This is a genomic window from Streptomyces sp. NPDC101152, from assembly GCF_044768275.1.
Taxonomy (GTDB): Bacteria; Actinomycetota; Actinomycetes; order Streptomycetales; family Streptomycetaceae; genus Streptomyces.
In genome coordinates this window covers 203,031-218,039 of sequence record NZ_JBIWPO010000011.1, presented here as the reverse complement: position 1 = coordinate 218,039, position 15,009 = coordinate 203,031, and the positions used below count along the sequence as shown (strand labels likewise).

13 protein-coding genes and 3 pseudogenes are annotated in these 15,009 nt (G+C 71.0%); 4 read left to right on the top strand and 12 right to left on the bottom strand.

Annotated elements, in window-relative coordinates:
- Positions 1-120: 120 nt before the first annotated feature.
- The 6 genes and pseudogenes from ACIRVK_RS17945 to ppk2 form a co-directional block, all read right to left on the bottom strand.
- Positions 121-1,413, bottom strand: coding sequence for a phosphoribosyltransferase family protein (locus ACIRVK_RS17945; protein WP_404247986.1), 1,293 nt, complete (start codon positions 1,411-1,413; stop codon positions 121-123).
- A gap of 140 nt (positions 1,414-1,553) precedes the next feature.
- Positions 1,554-1,738 (bottom strand): annotated as a pseudogene (locus ACIRVK_RS17940) (response regulator); the annotation flags it as partial.
- A gap of 7 nt (positions 1,739-1,745) precedes the next feature.
- Complete coding sequence (locus ACIRVK_RS17935) at positions 1,746-2,210, bottom strand: cyclic nucleotide-binding domain-containing protein (protein WP_404247984.1); 465 nt, start codon at positions 2,208-2,210, stop codon at positions 1,746-1,748.
- A gap of 100 nt (positions 2,211-2,310) precedes the next feature.
- Complete coding sequence (gene sulP / locus ACIRVK_RS17930; protein ID WP_404247982.1) at positions 2,311-4,020, bottom strand: sulfate permease; 1,710 nt, start codon at positions 4,018-4,020, stop codon at positions 2,311-2,313.
- A gap of 58 nt (positions 4,021-4,078) precedes the next feature.
- Positions 4,079-5,104, bottom strand: a complete 1,026-nt coding sequence (locus ACIRVK_RS17925) for a 6-phosphofructokinase (protein WP_404247980.1) — start codon at positions 5,102-5,104, stop codon at positions 4,079-4,081.
- Between the two features lie 55 nt (positions 5,105-5,159).
- Positions 5,160-5,966 (bottom strand): polyphosphate kinase 2, encoded by an 807-nt coding sequence (ppk2, locus tag ACIRVK_RS17920; RefSeq protein ID WP_404247978.1) that lies wholly within the window; start codon positions 5,964-5,966, stop codon positions 5,160-5,162.
- 177 nt (positions 5,967-6,143) lie between these two features.
- On the opposite strand from ppk2, the pseudogene ACIRVK_RS17915 reads away from it, so the two are divergent.
- A pseudogene (locus tag ACIRVK_RS17915) lies at positions 6,144-6,245 on the top strand (flavodoxin); the annotation flags it as partial.
- A 181-nt stretch (positions 6,246-6,426) separates the two neighbouring features.
- Here ACIRVK_RS17915 and ACIRVK_RS17910 read toward each other — a convergent pair.
- Together ACIRVK_RS17910 and ACIRVK_RS17905 are read right to left on the bottom strand one after the other, a co-directional pair.
- Positions 6,427-7,332, bottom strand: coding sequence for a hypothetical protein (locus ACIRVK_RS17910; protein WP_404247976.1), 906 nt, complete (start codon positions 7,330-7,332; stop codon positions 6,427-6,429).
- A 263-nt stretch (positions 7,333-7,595) separates the two neighbouring features.
- Positions 7,596-8,636 (bottom strand): annotated as a pseudogene (locus ACIRVK_RS17905) (endo-1,4-beta-xylanase); the annotation flags it as partial.
- A gap of 187 nt (positions 8,637-8,823) precedes the next feature.
- On the opposite strand from ACIRVK_RS17905, the gene ctaD reads away from it, so the two are divergent.
- Both ctaD and ACIRVK_RS17895 read left to right on the top strand, forming a co-directional pair.
- Complete coding sequence (gene ctaD / locus ACIRVK_RS17900; protein WP_404247974.1) at positions 8,824-10,503, top strand: cytochrome c oxidase subunit I; 1,680 nt, start codon at positions 8,824-8,826, stop codon at positions 10,501-10,503.
- On the top strand, positions 10,503-10,955 hold the full coding sequence (locus ACIRVK_RS17895; protein ID WP_404247972.1) for a cytochrome c oxidase subunit 4: 453 nt from the start codon (positions 10,503-10,505) through the stop codon (positions 10,953-10,955). The genes ctaD and ACIRVK_RS17895 overlap by 1 nt, the downstream gene beginning before the upstream one ends.
- On the opposite strand, the gene ACIRVK_RS17890 is transcribed toward ACIRVK_RS17895, so the two are convergent.
- The 4 genes from ACIRVK_RS17890 to ACIRVK_RS17875 all read right to left on the bottom strand — a co-directional run bounded on the left by ACIRVK_RS17890 (position 10,928) and on the right by ACIRVK_RS17875 (position 14,433).
- A complete protein-coding gene (locus tag ACIRVK_RS17890; RefSeq protein ID WP_404247997.1) occupies positions 10,928-12,460 on the bottom strand; it encodes a cytochrome bc complex cytochrome b subunit in 1,533 nt (510 codons plus the stop codon). The two genes, ACIRVK_RS17895 and ACIRVK_RS17890, sit on opposite strands and share 28 nt — an antisense overlap.
- Before the next feature lie 160 nt (positions 12,461-12,620).
- Complete coding sequence (locus ACIRVK_RS17885) at positions 12,621-13,550, bottom strand: alpha/beta hydrolase family protein (RefSeq protein ID WP_404247970.1); 930 nt, start codon at positions 13,548-13,550, stop codon at positions 12,621-12,623.
- 126 nt (positions 13,551-13,676) lie between these two features.
- Complete coding sequence (locus tag ACIRVK_RS17880) at positions 13,677-14,027, bottom strand: hypothetical protein (protein ID WP_404247968.1); 351 nt, start codon at positions 14,025-14,027, stop codon at positions 13,677-13,679.
- A gap of 43 nt (positions 14,028-14,070) precedes the next feature.
- The gene (locus ACIRVK_RS17875; RefSeq protein ID WP_404247966.1) at positions 14,071-14,433 is read right to left on the bottom strand and encodes a DUF6479 family protein; all 363 of its coding nucleotides are present in this window, start codon (positions 14,431-14,433) and stop codon (positions 14,071-14,073) included.
- A gap of 98 nt (positions 14,434-14,531) precedes the next feature.
- Here ACIRVK_RS17875 and ACIRVK_RS17870 point away from each other — a divergent pair, with 98 nt between their 5' ends.
- Positions 14,532-14,903: a ferredoxin gene (locus ACIRVK_RS17870; RefSeq protein WP_404247964.1), complete on the top strand. Its 372-nt coding sequence runs from the start codon at positions 14,532-14,534 to the stop codon at positions 14,901-14,903.
- The last annotated feature ends 106 nt before the right edge of the window (positions 14,904-15,009 follow it).

Here is a 15,009-nt window from a genome sequence, read left to right as displayed (position 1 = left end):
ACAACGAGCTCTACACCGACCCGAAGACCGGGATGTTCTTCACCGACGCGAAGCAGGGACTGGCCGAACTCAAGGCGGCCGTCGGCGAGTTCGTCCGCTGACCCGGTGCGCCTCCGCCACTCACGTCGGCAGGCGCGGGGTGCCGACCGGTGGCTGCGCGAGGTGAGTCGCGAACCAGTCGCGGGCCAGGTCCGCGACCGCGGACAGGGTGCCGGGCTCCTCGAAGAGGTGGGTGGCGCCCGGGACGACGGCGATCCGGTGCTCGCAGCGCATCCAGTCGGCGGCCAGCCGGTTCAGGCTCAGGACGCGGGGGTCGAGCGAGCCCACCACGAGGAGGGTGGGCGCCCGCACCACGGCCAGCGCGGCGGGCCGGGCCAGGTCGGGCCGGCCACCGCGGGAGACGACCGCGCGGATGCCGGGGTCCTCGGCGGCGGCCTCCAGGGCGGCGGCCGCGCCGGTGCTCGCCCCGAAGTAGGCCACCGGCAGCCCGCTCTCGCGGCGCAGCCACTGTGCGGCGGTGCGCAGCCGCCGGGCGAGCAGCACGATGTCGAAGACGTTGTGCCGGTCGTGTTCCTCGTCCTCGACGAGCAGGTCCAGCAGCAGCGTGCCCAGTCCCGCCCGGCCCAGGACGTCGGCGACGTACCGGTTGCGGGGACTGTGCCGACTGCTGCCGCTGCCGTGCGCGAACGCCACGACGGCTTGCGCGCCCTCGGGCAGCACGAACCGCGCGGCCAGCCGGACGCGTCCCGCGGGCACCTCGACCTCCCCGTTCGGCGCGGGCGGGGCGGCCCGCACCAGCAGGTCGGTCACCTCCGCGTCGCCGACCTGGTCGAAGCGCAGGTACCAGACGCCGACCGAGCCGAAGACGACCGGGGTCTGCAGACAGACCACCTCGTCGGCCCATCGCCGAAGACGGCGAACGCTCCGCTCCGGACCGACCGGGACGGCGAGCACCACCCGGTCGGCGCCCTGGCCGCGTACGACCCGGCACGCGGCCTCGGCGGTGGCGCCGGTGGCCAGACCGTCGTCGACGACCACGACCGTCCGCCCGGCCACCGCGGCCGGGTCACGGTCGTGCCGATAGCGTCTCGACCGCCGTTCCAGTTCCGCCCGTTCGGCCTGCTCCACCGTCCGCCGCTCGTCCGGCCCCAGCCGGGTCTGCGCGATCACGTCGTCGTTGAGCACGCGCACCCCGCCCTCCCCGACGGCGCCGAAGGCCAGCTCGGGCTGCCGCGGCACGCCCAGCTTGCGCACCACCAGCACGTCCAGGGGAGCACCCAGTTCCCGCGCCACCTCGTGGGCCACGGGGACCCCTCCCCGTGGCAGTCCCAGCACCACCAGGTCCCGGCCGCGCAGGTGCTCCAGCCGCCGGGCCAGCCGACACCCGGCATCCGTACGGTCCTCGAAAATCATGGGCCGCACCTCCTCGTGCGCACTCCGCCCTGCGGCGGCGAACCTGCCGTGTCCCTCCTTCCATCGTGGCCCCGATCCGTCCCTCGCGGAGGTCCGGGACGTCAGCGGCGCAGGCGGTGCTCACCGGCCTCGGGCTGCTCCACGTACCCCGATGCCCCGGCCATGATCGCGTCCAGCAGCGCGTCCTCGTCGTCGAGGGACGTCAGCATCAGCACCGCCCGCTCCGGCATCCGGCTGGGCAGGTCACGGAGACGGAGATGCCGTCGCCGTCCGGCAGACGCACGTCCAGGACGGCCCCGTGGGGGCGCACGGCGGGAGCGCGGACGGGCCCGTCACCGCATGCTTCCGCTGCCGTAGGGGGCGTACAGGTCCAGCAGGCGGGTGCGGGCGGCGCGCAGCCGGTGTGCCACGACCTCGCCCACCCAGTGGGCGACGCTCTCGCCGAACGCCGGGTCCTCCTTGCACATCTCGCGCACGGCCACGGCGTCGAACTCGAACGCCCGTACGGGCGTCGCCGCCTCCGCGCCCAGGTGCCAGGTGTGCGGGGTGAACAGCCAGGACCACCCGACGAGGTCGTTGTGGCGGAGGGACTCGATGACGGCGGCCCGGCGGCCGGGCACCCGCATGTCGAGCTCGACCGTGCCGGTACGGATGATCCAGAAGCGGTCGGCGTGGCCACCCTCGTGGAAGAGACGCGTGCCCTGGGGGAACGACACTTCACGGGCCACCCTCATCAGCCTCTCCCGGTGCTCCGCGGGCAGCGCCCGCGGAGCACCGGTCGTGACAGGAGCGTTCATGGCGGGCCTCCCGAAGCGCGTACGAACTTGCCGGTTCCAGCATGTGCGCCCCGAAGGCCAGGGGCCATGGGCCACCCGGCCCAAGGACGGGACCCTCCGGCTATACGGCGTCGCACCACTTCCGGTAGGCCGCCACGGCCGTCGGCAGCGTGGGGAAGATCAGGTCCTCGCCGACCGAGTCGACCAGCCCGTACGCCACCAGGTCGTCCAGCAGGTCCTGCTTCACCCGGGCGAGGGCGAACACGACGCCCCGCCGGGCCAGTTCGCGGCGCACTTCGTCCACCGCGTCCAGGGCGGTGATGTCGACCTCGACGTTGGCCTCGGTGTTGAGCACGAACCAGCGCACCGGCTCGGTCTGTTCATCGACGGCGGCCAGCGCGCGCCGCCGGAAGTCCTCCGCGTTGGCGAAGAAGAGCGGGGAGTCGTAGCGGTAGACGAGCAGTCCCGGGATGGTGCGGGCGGTCGGGTAGTCGTCGACGTCGTGCATGCCGGCCACCCCGGGCACCAGCCCCTCCACGGCGTCGTGCGGGCGGGCGACCCGGGTGAGCAGCTCGGCCACCGACAGACCGACGGCGACCAGCACCCCGTACAGGATGTCCAGGGCGAGCACCCCGGCCAGGCAGCCGAGCGCGAGGAGGAGTTCGCGGCGCCGGAAGGAGGCCAGGCGGCGGAAGCCGGCCAGGTCGATCATGCGGGTGGCCGCGTACACGACGAGTGCGCCGAGCACCGCCGAGGGCGTGCGGGTGAGCAGAGGGCTCAGGAACAGCAGGACGGCGAGGACCAGCGCCCCGGCCACGAGTGAGTACGCCTGGCTGCGGGCGCCCGCCGAGGTCGCGAGCGCGGTGCGGCTGGCGCTGCTGCTCACCGGGAACCCGTGCACGACGCTCGCGCCCAGGTTGGCCGCGCCCAGGGCGAGGAACTCCTGGTTGGCGTTCAGGTCCGCCCCGGGGCCGCCGCCCGTGAAGGCGCGGGCGGTGAGGATGAAGTCCGTGTAGGCGACGAGCAGAACCCCCAGCGCGGGCAGCACGAGGTGCGGGACGTACGGCAGATCCGGTACGGCGAGGGACGGCATGCCCGCCGGGACCCTGCCGATCACCTTGATGCCGTGCCGGTCGTCGAGGTCCAGGGCGGTCACGGCGACCGTGCCGAGCACCACGACCAGCAGGGGCCCCGGAAACGCCGGGAACCAGCGGGCCACCGCGAACAGCAACGCCAGGGCCGCCGCGGAGAACAGCAGCGTGGGCGAGTGCGCTTGCCCCAAGTTCCTCACGAAGGACCACAGTTGGGCGAAGAAGGTCGATCCGGAGATCGGCACCCCGGTCAGTTTGGTGAGCTGGTCCACCATCATGATCAGGGCCACGCCCGCCAGATAACCGATCAGCACCGGGCGGGAGAGCAGGTCGGCCACGAAGCCCAGGCGCAGCAGCCGGGCCGCCAGGCACAGCAGCCCGACCGTCGCGGCGAGGGTGGCGGCCAGCACGGCGTACCGGTGCGGATCGGATCCGGCGAGGGGCGCCACCACGGTCGCCGTCATGAGCGCGGTCGTCGACTCGGGCCCCACCGACAGCAGCCGTGAGGAGCCGAACAAGGCGTAGAGGGCGAAGGCGGGCAGGATCGCCCAGAGGCCGGCGACCGGCGCCAGCCCGGCGACACCCGCGTACGCCATCACCTGCGGCACCAGATAGGCGGCGACGGTGGCGCCGGCCAACAGGTCGCCGCGCAGCCAGGACCAGCGGTATCCGGACAGCGCGACGACGCCGGGCAGCAGGCGGCGCCACCCGGGAAGGGGCTCGCCCGGACCGTGGACCATGGAACTCCCTCCGCAGGCTGCGATCAGCATCCACCGCATGACCCGCTGGGGGCGAGGATCAGCCGAAGAACACCCCGAACTCGTCGTACAGCGACGGGTCCACCACCTTCGTCTTCGGGCCGGTGCCGATGAGGGGCACCCGGACGATGCGGGTGCCGCGCAGGGCGACCATGGTGCCGTAGTGGCCGTCCCGCACCGCGTCGATGGCGTGCAGGCCGAAGCGGGTGGCCAGCCAGCGGTCGAAGGCGCTCGGGGTGCCGCCGCGCTGGACGTGGCCGAGGACGGTCGTGCGAGCCTCCGTGCCCGTGCGGGTCTCGATCTCCCGGGCCAGCCACTCGCCGATGCCGGACAGCCGCACATGGCCGTACTCGTCCAGTTGCCGGTCCTTGAGGATTAGGTGTCCGTCTTTGGGGACGGCTCCTTCGGCGGCGACGACGATCGGCGCGTACTGGGTCCTGAAGCGGTTGCGCACCCAGCCGCAGACCTGGTCGATGTCGAACGGCTGCTCCGGAATGAGGATCACGTTGGCGCCGCCCGCCACCCCGGCGTGCAGGGCGATCCACCCCGAGTGCCGGCCCATCACCTCCACCACCAGGGTCCGCATGTGCGACTCGGCGGTGGTGTGGAGCCGGTCGATGGCCTCCGTGGCGATGCCGACGGCGGTGTCGAAGCCGAAGGTGTAGTCGGTGCCGGGCACGTCGTTGTCGATGGTCTTGGGCACGCCGACCATGGCGATGCCCTGGCGGCTCAGCTCCCTGGCCGCGCCGAGCGTGTCCTCCCCGCCGATGACGACGAGGGCGTCGACCCGGTGCGCGGCCAGGGTGTCCCGGACCCGGCGGAAACCGTCCTCGTGCTGGAAGGGATTGGTGCGGGAGGAGCCGAGGATGGTTCCGCCGCGGGGGAGGATCCCGCGGACGGTCGAGATGTCCAGCGGAGTCATCCTGCCCTGCAGTGCCCCGAGCCAGCCGTCGCGCACCCCGACGAACTCGATGCCGTACTCCTGGACGCCCTTGCGGACGACGCTGCGGATCACGGCGTTGAGACCGGGGCAGTCGCCGCCGCCGGTCAGTACTCCGACCTTCATGGCTGTCTCCCCTCTGACTCTCCTTCCAGTGTGTGCCGGTCGGGGCCCGGCCGGGTCACAGGCTCGCGGCGTGGTCCGGAACGTAGGTCTGCAGGTCGCGCGGCTGGCGCACATAGCCCGTCGACGCCGGCCGCTCGGGAAGTTCGAGGACCGGGGGCGGCACCTCGCGGTAGGGCACGGAGCCCAGCAGGTGGGCGATCATGTTCAGCCGGGCCCGGCGCTTGTCGTCGCTCTCCACGACGAACCAGGGCGCCTCCGAGATGTCGGTGTGCACCAGCATCTCGTCCTTCGCCCTCGAGTACGCCTCCCAGTGGGTGATCGACTCCAGGTCCATCGGCGAGAGCTTCCAGCGCCGCAGCGGGTCCTCCAGCCGCTTGCGGAACCGCTCCTGCTGCTCGGTGTCGCTCACCGAGAACCAGTACTTGCGCAGCACGATCCCGGCCTCGACCAGCATCCGCTCGAAGATCGGGCACTGGCGCAGGAAGAGCTGGTACTCCTCCTTCGTGCAGAAGCCCATCACGTGCTCGACACCGGCCCGGTTGTACCAGGACCGGTCGAACAGCACGATCTCGCCGGCCGCCGGCAGATGCTCGACGTACCGCTGGAAGTACCACTGGGTGCGCTCGCGCTCGGTCGGTTTCGGCAGCGCCGCGATGCGCGCGACGCGCGGATTGAGGTGCTCGGCGACCCGCTTGATGGTCCCGCCCTTGCCCGCCGCGTCCCGCCCCTCGAAGACGACGACCACCCGGGCGCGCTCCGCACGCACCCACTCCTGGAGCTTCACCAGCTCCGTCTGCAGGCGCAGCAGCTCCTTCTCGTACACCTTGCGCGGCAGAGCCGTCTCCGCCTTCTTGCCGGCCATGCCGCCACTCCCGTCGCCGACGTGCGGACACCAGGGCCGACCGGCCACCTGTCACCGCCGGTCGGTCCATGGGACCCGGTCCCGATCCGCTGGACGCTCGAAGTGTAAGGACACCCGGAACCCGGAGCGGCGCGGCGTGCCCGACGTCGCGCAGGATCTGGCGGGAGGCGAAACGTCGTGACCGGCAAGGTGCTGGTCGCCTGCGGGACGACGAACGGATCCACCGCACAGATCGCCGAGACCGTGGCGAACGTCCTGCGCAAGGACGGCTTCGAGGCGTAGGCGGCCCCGGCCGCGTCGGTCGGCGACGTGTCGGAGGCCGCCTGCTGGAGGGAGCGAAGGGGCACGCGGATACGAGGTACCGGCCGACGGGGTACGGCAGCCCCGCCGCCCCGCGCCGGTGTCTGCGCACCGGCACGGGAGGGTCGGCGAAGCCGCCGTGTGTTCTACGCCGTCGTCGTCAGGAGCGGCGTGCGCGGCGGGCCGTGTAGAGAGCGCCGCCTCCGAGGGCGATGACCAGGGCGGCACCGCCGGCTATGAGTCCGACCGGCGCGTTCGAACCGGTCTCGGCCAGCGGCGGGGTGCTGCCGCTCGGCGAGGGGGCCGGAGTCGCGGGCGGGGTCGACTTCAGCGGAGGGACCTTCGGAGTGGTGGGCGGGGTGGAGGTGGACGGCTTGGGGCTGCTCGGCGGGGTCGTGTGCCCGGAGGGTGGCCGGCCGGCCGGAGGCGTGGCCGGCTTCGACTCCGAGGGCGTGGGGGAGGGGGACTGCGGCTGCTCGGGGGTGCACGCCTTGTCGCCGCCGTTCCACGCGGCGATGAGGTGGTACGGGGTGACGACGTTGCCGGGCTGGTAGGGGGCGGGGCCGTGACCGGCCTCCGACTTGCCGTCGTAGACGATGTCGTCGCCGTACAGGTCGATCTGCCCGTAGCAGTCGGGAGCCTTGACCGACAGCTTCTGCCAGGTCCGCTTGCCGCTGTCGGCGCCGGCCAGGTCGGCGGCCGTGAGGTAGACCGTCGCGTGGTCGACCAGCGTCTGGTGGCCGGAGGTGTACCAGTTGGAGCCCTCGGTGGTGTACTCGGCCAGGGAGACCGGGTACTTGCAGCCGTCGCCGACCGTCTGCCCCGGGGCCAGACGCACCTCGACGGTGCCGGGGGCGGCGTTCCACTGGTGGAAGCCGCCCTGTGAGGTCCAGTCGGCGCCGACCGGGTTCCCGGCGGAGTCGACGATGCGGTACTGCACGGTGGCGGACTGGCAGTCGCCGGTCGTCGTCGCGCTCGCGGCGGTCGCCCCGAGCAGAGGCGCGGCACCCGCGAGGAAAGCGGTTGCGGCAAGGGTGGTCAGCGTTCTGGATGGAGAGCGAGTCAAGACCTGTTCCTGTGGCATGGGGGCGGGAGGTGGCCGACGCGAGCGGCCGGCTGGAGGGGGACAAGGCAGAGTTGTCCCAGGCCAGGCCACTCGCGTCGCATCACTCACTGCTGAAACAGTGAAGTGGAGTGAATTCTTGTCACTCCAAGCAACCCCCGTCAATCCTTCACCACTTGGGCACAAGCTTCACTCGGTGCAAGATCGCCGACCGATGCCGGGCATGTCCTGAACCGGGCGTCTTACCTGCCGGAAACACGGGTGCCGGACGCAGTGGCGGCGGGAGTCCCGCCCAGCGCCGTCAACGCCGCGTTGTAGGCGGGCTTCTTGTTGCCGGCCGCGTCGAACAGCAGCGGGTTCAGTCCGGTGCGCCAGGAGTCGCTGTCCCTGATGCCCCACACGGTGATGCCCTTGCAGCGGGCGACGTTCATGCAGGCTTTGACGGTGTTGGCGTACGCGGTGGCCGACGCCTGCGCGATGTCCAGTTCGGTGATCTGGACGTCCACGCCGAGCGCGGCGAAGTTCGCCAGCGTGGTCGGGAAGCTGGCGGGCGGTCCGCCGGCGCCGAAGTGGGACTGGAAGCCGACGCAGTCGATGGGCACGCCTCGCGCCTTGAAGTCGCGGACCATGGCGTAGACGCCCTGGGTCTTGGCGTCCGACCAGTTCTCGATGCTGTAGTCGTTGTAGCAGAGTTTGGCCGCCGGGTCGGCCGCCCGTGCGGTGCGGAAGGCCTCCTCGATGAAGCCGTTGCCGAGCACGTTCTGGAAGACCGAACCGCGGTGCCGGCCGCTGCCGTCGTCGGCGAAGGCCTCGTTGACCACGTCCCAGGCGTAGATCCTGCCCTTGAAGTGGTTCATCTCGGTGGTGATGTGGTTGTCCATCACCCTGCGCAGGGTGGTCGCGTCGCCGATGGAGCCGACCCAGCCGGGCAGTTGGGAGTGCCAGACGAGGGTGTGGCCGCGCATCCGCTGCCCGTGTGCGGTGGCGTGGTTCACGATCTGGTCGGCGGGCCCGAAGTTGAAGTTGCCGCGGGACGGCTCGGTGGTGTCCCACTTCATCTCGTTCTCCGGGGTGATCATGTTGAACTCCCGGTCCAGGATCCTCGAGTAGGTCGTGTCACCGAGCTTTCCCGCGGCCACCGCCGTGCCGAAGTACCGCCCGGACTGGGCCGCCTGGGCGCCGAGGGTGGAGGCCCTGACGGTCGCGTCGGGTGCCGAGGCCGCCGCGGAGGTGGCCGGCAGCGCGGTGGCGGCCGTCAGACTCAGCACCGCGAGGAGTTGCCGTCGTGTACACCGGGGACGTTTCATGAACCCTCCTTGGATTGTCCTGCGCATGACATTTCGATATGTCGAACATCGCCCGATCCAGCGGACAACTTGGATGATAGGAGGCCCGAAAGATGCGTCAATCCTCCTCGCATGATTCGGGATTCACTTCGAAATCTTTCGAAGAGCCCTGTGAGTGAGCACGCGACGCCCGGGTACCCGGCGGCGCATGGCGGTGGACAGGAGGACCGCGCGGCCGCACCGGGCGCCGGTACGGCCGCGCACGCGCTCGTCGCTGGGGCGGGCGCTGCTGCGCTGGGCGACCACGACCGACCACAAGGTGATCGGCAACCTCTACATCACGACCGCGTTCTCGTTCTTTCTCTTCGGCGGGATCCTCGCCCTGCTGATGCGGGCCGAACTCGCCCGCCCGGGGCTGCAGATCGTCAGCCAGCAGCAGTACAACCAGCTGTTCACCATCCACGGCACGGTGATGATGCTGCTGTTCGCGACCCCGATGTTCGCCGGGTTCGCCAACGCGGTGATGCCGCTGCAGATCGGCGCCCCGGACGTCGCGTTCCCGAGACTCAACGCGCTGTCCTACTGGCTGTACCTGTTCGGCGGGCTGACGGTGGTGTCGGGTTTCCTGGTGCCCGGGGGAGCGGCGGCCTTCGGCTGGTTCGCCTACGCGCCGCTCAACAGCGCCGTGCACAGCCCCGGCGCCGGCGGTGACCTGTGGGTGATGGGGCTGGTGGTGACCGGTGTCAGCACCACGCTCGGCGCGGTCAACTTCATCACCACGATCCTGTGCCTGCGCGCCCCCGGCATGACCATGTTCCGGATGCCGATCTTCACCTGGAACGTGCTGTTCACCTCGATCCTGGTGCTGCCCGCGTTCCCGGTGCTGACCGCCGCTCTGCTCGCGCTCGAGGCCGACCGGAAGTTCGGTGCGCAGGTCTTCGAGGCGGCCAGCGGCGGGGCACTGCTGTGGCAGCATCTGTTCTGGTTCTTCGGCCACCCCGAGGTCTACATCGTCGCGCTGCCGTTCTTCGGGATCGTCTCCGAGATCATCCCCGTGTTCAGCCGCAAACCGATCTTCGGCTATGTGACGCTGGTCGGCGCCACCATCGCCATCACCATGCTGTCCGCGGTGGTGTGGGCCCACCACATGTTCGCCACGGGCGCCGTCCTGCTGCCGTTCTTCTCGTTGATGTCGTTCCTGATCGCGGTACCGACGGGGGTGAAGTTCTTCAACTGGATCGGCACCATGATGAGGGGCTCCTTGTCCTTCGAGACGCCCATGCTGTGGTCGTGCGGCTTCATGGTGACCTTCCTGCTGGGCGGTATGAGCGGGGTCCTGATCGCCTCGCCGCCGCTCGACTTCCACCTCACCGACAGCTACTTCATCGTCGCCCACCTGCACTACGTGCTGTTCGGGACCGTGGTCTTCGCGATGTTCGCGGGCTTCTACTTCTGGTGGCCGAAACTCACCGGCAGGATGCTCGACGAACGCCTCGGGAAGATCCACTTCTGGACCCTGTTCGTCGGCTTCCAGACCACCTTCCTCGTCCAGCACTGGCTCGGCGAGCAGGGCATGCCCCGCCGCTACGCCGACTACCTGCCCGCCGACGGTTTCACCCTGCTCAACACCGTCAGCTCCATCGGAGCGTTCCTGCTGGGCCTGTCCACCCTGCCGTTCCTCTACAACGTGTGGAAGACCGCGAGACACGGCAAGAAGGTCGAGGGCGACGACCCCTGGGGCTACGGGCGGTCCCTCGAGTGGGCCACCTCCTGCCCGCCCCCGCGCCACAACTTCACCGCCCTGCCCAGGATCCGCTCCGAGTCCCCGGCGTTCGACCTGCACCATCCGGAAGCGGCGGCACAGCTGGAGAGCAAACAGGAGAGCTGATGCGCACCGAGTCCCGACTGTTCGCGGGCGTGGCCGTCTTCTTCGCCGTCACCGCCGCCGGCTACTGGTGGCGCTCCCGGGAGCCCGCCGGCACCGCGGCCCTGGGGATCGCCTTCCTGATGGCCGCGCTGGTCGCGTTCTTCCTGCACGTGCAGTACCGCAGGGCGGGGCTGCGCGCCCAGGACCGCCCCGACGCCGAGATCATCGAGACGGCGGGCCCGCTGGAGTTCTTCTCCCCGCACAGTCCCTGGCCCATCGTCATCGCCCTCGGCGCCGTCCTCCTCGCCCTCGGCATCGTCTTCGGACTGTGGCTGGCCCTGCTGGGGCTGGGCGTCCTGGGGCTGGGGGTGGTGGGGATGGTCTTCCAGTACGCCGACCGTCCCGACCCGGCCTCCGAGCCGTCCGGCCCGGGTGCAGGACCGGGTCAGCGCTCCAACTCGCCTTCCGGCTGAGCGAGTTCACTGTTCTCCGGCTCGCGGGACGGGGATTCGCCGTTGCCGGGCTCCTGGACCCGGTCGCCGTAGTACCAGTTGCTCAGGGTGGCCCGCAGCCGGGCCAGCTGGGAGGTGTCCCCGCCCGGTTCCGGAGCCGGCAGCGGCTCGGGCTGCCGGCGGGCGCGGAGCACGTACTGCTTCTGCTCGTCGACCGGCTCGTGACCCTCGGTGTAGCCGCCCGCGATCGTCTGGCGCACCGCGCCCGTCTCCTCGCCCTCGGCGAGCCGTTCCACTTCCGCCTCCTGCAGGGCCAGGCACACGCGCTTGGTGACCATCAGGGCGAGCGGCGGGAGCACCACCACGGCGATCCGGAAGACCCAGGTCAGCGTGTTCAGGGAGATCCTGAACGTGTGCGCGATGATGTCGTTGCCGCCGGCCAGGAGCAGCACGCCGTAGAAGCAGATCCCGGCGACACCGAGCCCCGTGCGGGCGGGGTTGTCACGGGGACGGTCGCACAGGTGGTGCTCCCTGTCGTCCCCGGTGACCCACCGCTCCAGGAACGGGTAGGCGTACAGCACCGCGAACAGGGCGAGCGGCAGTACCACGGCGGGCAGCAGCACGTTCCACATCACCGTGTGTCCCGCCACCGCCGTCTCCCACGGCGGTATCAGCCGCAGCGAGCCCTCGAGGAACCCGACGTACCAGTCCGGCTGTGAGCCCGTCGAGACCATGTCCGGCCGATAGGGGCCGTACACCCACACCGGGTTGATCTGCGCGATCCCGGCGAGCACCGTCAGCAGGCCGAAGACCATGAAGAAGAGCCCGCCCGAACTCGCCGAGAACTGCGGGACCATGGGCTTGCCGACGGCGTTGCGGTTGGTCCGGCCCGGGCCCGCCCACTGGGTGTGCTTCAGGTAGAAGACCAGCATCAGGTGGACGGCGACCAGCGCCAGCAGGACGCCTGGGATCAGCAGGATGTGGACCGAGTACAGCCGCGGGATCAGCTCGTGCCCCGGGAACTCGCCGCCGAAGACGAACATGCTGATGTACGTCCCGACCACCGGGATCGACAGCATGATGCCCTGCGCGATCCTCAGGCCCGTCCCCGACAGCAGGTCGTCCGGCAGCGAGTAGCCTGCGAAGCCCTCCGCCAGCGCCAGCACGAACAGTGTCACGCCGATCAGCCAGTTGACCTCGCGGGGCCGGCGGAAGGCGCCGGTGAAGAAGATCCGCAGCAGGTGCACGCCGATCGCCGCGAGGAACACCAGCGCCGCCCAGTGGTGCAGTTGGCGGATCAACAGCCCGCCGCGGATGTCGAAGCTGATGTGCAGCGTCGACTGGTAGGCCTCCGACATGCGCACCCCGTCGAGCGGCCGGTACGAGCCGTTGTAGACCACCTCGCCCATCGAGGGGTGGAAGAAGAGGGTCAGCCAGACCCCCGTCAGCAACAGGACGACGAAGCTGTACAGGGCGATCTCGCCGAGCAGGAAGGACCAGTGGTCGGGAAAGGCCTTCCGCAGCATCTTGCCGCCGTCGTACACCGGGAGCCGGGCGTCGAGCGCGTCGGCGGCACGCTCCGCCGCGGGCCGGGTCCGGACCGTCGTTCTCCTCCTGCGCAGCACGGCGCACGAGTGCCCGTGCGCCGTGGACGGAAACAGGCCGGTGGCGGGCGTGCCGGGCGGCCTACTTGGACTCGATCCGCCCGAGCGGGTCAGGGGCGGACGCCAGTTCCTGACTCGCCGTCTGCCAGGCGGGGTCCCCGGGGCGGAGCCGGCTGCGGAGGTAGGCCGAGGTGAGCCGCCGCACGACGGCCAGGCGCTCGGGGCTCGCATCCGTGGTCTCGGCCGCGTCGTAGGCGGACACTCCGCCGAGCCCGTGCTCGGCGTCGAACAGGGTGAGCAGCGACTTGGGGCCGGGGGAGAGGAAGTAGGGGTCGGTGTGCCACTCCGGGCCGATCACCGTGAGGTGGGTGGAGGTGTCCTTGTCGCCGGCGACCACGAGCGCGGGCGTCGTCATCCGGGAGAAGTCCGTGGTCAGGAAGAAGGAGTAGTTCTCGGCCGCGAAGGGGGTGATGGCGTCGCCGCCCCTGCCGGGCGCGGCCAGCAGCACGCCGGCCTTGATCCGCGGCTCGTGCAGGTCCACTTCGGTGCCGTCCGCGGGGTCGAGGAGCCGCGCGCCCAGCAGCAGGCTCGCGGTGTGGCCGCCCATGGAGTGCCCGGCCACGGCGACACCGTCCCGGTCCAGGCGTCCACGCAGCTGCGGGACGGCGGCCTCGATCGCGTCGAACCCGTCGAGGATCCGCTTCATGTCCTCGGCCCGGGAACGCCAGTACAGGGGCGCCTCCGGGTGGCCGGGATCCAGATTCAGCAAGCGGGAGCTGAGATGGGTCGGCTGGATCACGACGAACCCGTGCGCCGCCCAGTAGTCGGCCAGCGGGGCGTAGCCGTGCAGGGAGGACAGGTAGTGGGAGGGGCCGTGACCGTGCGACAGCAGGATGACCGGCAGCTCGTCCCCGGTCACGGGCGCGGAGACCCGCACCCGCAGCTCCACGGCTCGGCCGGGGGCCGGCACGACCACGGGACTGACGGAGACGACGGGAGTGGATGAACTCATGACGCATGCCCTTCGAGACGCAACGAAAGCGGAACGACGTTCCGATTAATATACGGAACGCCGTTCCGCTTCGTCAACGACCCGAAGGGAAGGGAACTGCCCCGGTCGTCGCGCGCGGCCAGGGCTCTAGGTGCGGTCGCCCTTCGGCTTGCCCCGCTGGTCCGGCGTGCCGTGCGGCGGTGCGCTGGAGGGCTGGGGCGAGGTCTTCGGCGAGACATGGGAGCCCGAGCGGTGGCCGTGCTGTTCGGGCCGCAGTGCACCGGGGTGGCCCGACGTGGGCTCGGCACCCGACTTCAGCTGGTCCAGGCGAGCCGAGAGCAGCTCGGTCACCGGCAGCCGGTCGCCGTGCGAGCGCTCGTAGGTCAGCAGATCCCCGACCTGCTCGGCGGTCAGCGACCGCACGCGGCTCTCGAGGCCGCCGATCGGCAGGTGGTCGTAGTCCGGCAACGGCAGGATGCTGCGGGCGGAGTCGGTCATGGGGTTTCCCTTCCTCCCTCGTACGGCGTGCGCGGTCCCGGCGTCAGCGTCCGCCCGGTCCGCCGCTGCCGAACGAGCCGCTGCTGCCCTCGCTCCAGCGCGGCCTGCCCTTCGCGGGGGCGGACCGGCTCGGCGAGTTGCCGTGGTTCGGCAGCTCGTGCGGGGTCAGGCGGCGGTCGCTGTGCGGCACCTCGTCGGCCTCGCGCTGCTCCCGCACCTCGCGGACCGGACCCTCGGCCGGCAGGTGGGGCTGCTCGTGCGGACGCGGCGGCGCGGACTCGCGGCGGCGGACCCGGGCGCCCAGGATGAAGGCGCCGATCAGTACCAGCACGATCACCACACCGGCACCGATGAGCCCCAGGGCGGAGGTGCTGCTCGCGGCGGTGTCCATCCATGCGTTGGTCATGGCCCGCGGGTACCCCTCGGCTCCGGTGTGAACCGGCCGACCTGGATCGCGGCTTTCGGCCCGGGTTTGGCCCCAGGGGCAGCGGCTACCCGCACGGTGTGACAACGACGACCCAGCAGGAGCTCTTCCGCTTCCTGGAGGACCGCTTCGCCTGCGCGCAGGCGTGCACCGAGTGCGCACGCGCCTGCGCCCTGCGCGCGAGCCTGGTGGACCCGGACGGGACGGAGCAGCAGGAGCTCGTACGACGTAAAGGCATCATGTGCGCGGAGGTGTGCGACGCGACCTGCCGTGTGCTGTCGGAGCAGAACCGGCTCGACGAGACCGGCATGCGCATCCAGGTGGAGTGGTGCCGCACCGTGTGCCTGGAAGCCGCGCACGTCTTCGACGGGTACCCCGGCGGCGAGGACGGCGCGAAGGCCTGCCGGGAGTGCGCGCAGGCCTGCACGGACTTCCTCGCCACGCTGAACTGACCGACGGCCACCCGGACGGGCCCGCCGTCACCGGCCCCGTCTTCGGCATTCCCAATTTCTGGAACACGTTCTACGGTGTGCGCCGTCAGGACCGGACTGGGAGGCC